The organism is Paenarthrobacter sp. TE3676 (assembly GCF_056279165.1).
Window position 1 is genome coordinate 1 of sequence record NZ_JBWBQU010000015.1, and the last position, 1,889, is coordinate 1,889.

Annotated in this window: 1 rRNA gene; it reads left to right on the top strand. The window is 55.4% G+C overall.

Features of this window, described 5'->3' with window-relative positions:
• The first annotated feature begins 194 nt into the window (after positions 1 to 194).
• Positions 195 to 1,715: ribosomal RNA gene (locus ACZ881_RS21835) — 16S ribosomal RNA — on the top strand.
• Positions 1,716 to 1,889 lie beyond the last annotated feature (174 nt).

Genomic DNA, 1,889 nt, shown 5'->3' on the forward strand with positions numbered 1-1,889 from the left:
CTGTTGTTTGAGAACTCAATAGTGTGCCAAGTTTGTTGATACCGATTGTTTTTCAATTGGTTGAAATTATGGCCGGATCATTATGCACCCCCGTGTGTGGTGGTCTGGTTTTCAGCTGGTTTCGAATTTTGTGCAGCCGCGTTCTACCGTTATTTCCGGTGGGTGTGGTTGTGTCTGTTTGGTTTTGTTTTACTTCAACGGAGAGTTTGATCCTGGCTCAGGATGAACGCTGGCGGCGTGCTTAACACATGCAAGTCGAACGATGATCCCAGCTTGCTGGGGGATTAGTGGCGAACGGGTGAGTAACACGTGAGTAACCTGCCCTTGACTCTGGGATAAGCCTGGGAAACTGGGTCTAATACCGGATACGACCATCTGGCGCATGTCATGGTGGTGGAAAGCTTTTGTGGTTTTGGATGGACTCGCGGCCTATCAGCTTGTTGGTGGGGTAATGGCCTACCAAGGCGACGACGGGTAGCCGGCCTGAGAGGGTGACCGGCCACACTGGGACTGAGACACGGCCCAGACTCCTACGGGAGGCAGCAGTGGGGAATATTGCACAATGGGCGCAAGCCTGATGCAGCGACGCCGCGTGAGGGATGACGGCCTTCGGGTTGTAAACCTCTTTCAGTAGGGAAGAAGCGAAAGTGACGGTACCTGCAGAAGAAGCGCCGGCTAACTACGTGCCAGCAGCCGCGGTAATACGTAGGGCGCAAGCGTTATCCGGAATTATTGGGCGTAAAGAGCTCGTAGGCGGTTTGTCGCGTCTGCTGTGAAAGACCGGGGCTCAACTCCGGTTCTGCAGTGGGTACGGGCAGACTAGAGTGCAGTAGGGGAGACTGGAATTCCTGGTGTAGCGGTGAAATGCGCAGATATCAGGAGGAACACCGATGGCGAAGGCAGGTCTCTGGGCTGTAACTGACGCTGAGGAGCGAAAGCATGGGGAGCGAACAGGATTAGATACCCTGGTAGTCCATGCCGTAAACGTTGGGCACTAGGTGTGGGGGACATTCCACGTTTTCCGCGCCGTAGCTAACGCATTAAGTGCCCCGCCTGGGGAGTACGGCCGCAAGGCTAAAACTCAAAGGAATTGACGGGGGCCCGCACAAGCGGCGGAGCATGCGGATTAATTCGATGCAACGCGAAGAACCTTACCAAGGCTTGACATGAACCGGAAAGACCTGGAAACAGGTGCCCCGCTTGCGGTCGGTTTACAGGTGGTGCATGGTTGTCGTCAGCTCGTGTCGTGAGATGTTGGGTTAAGTCCCGCAACGAGCGCAACCCTCGTTCTATGTTGCCAGCGCGTTATGGCGGGGACTCATAGGAGACTGCCGGGGTCAACTCGGAGGAAGGTGGGGACGACGTCAAATCATCATGCCCCTTATGTCTTGGGCTTCACGCATGCTACAATGGCCGGTACAAAGGGTTGCGATACTGTGAGGTGGAGCTAATCCCAAAAAGCCGGTCTCAGTTCGGATTGGGGTCTGCAACTCGACCCCATGAAGTCGGAGTCGCTAGTAATCGCAGATCAGCAACGCTGCGGTGAATACGTTCCCGGGCCTTGTACACACCGCCCGTCAAGTCACGAAAGTTGGTAACACCCGAAGCCGGTGGCCTAACCCTTGTGGGGGGAGCCGTCGAAGGTGGGACCGGCGATTGGGACTAAGTCGTAACAAGGTAGCCGTACCGGAAGGTGCGGCTGGATCACCTCCTTTCTAAGGAGCTGCTAACAATGGTGTTGTTTGCCTGCATGGGTGGATGACGGGTTGTCAGTGTTGCCCATTGCGCAGGCGTCTGTTCTGCGGTGGGTGCTCATGGGTGGAATATCAACGAATCAAACTTGTTTGGCATGGCCTTCACCGGTTGTGTCCTGGTGCCAGTACGGCAAC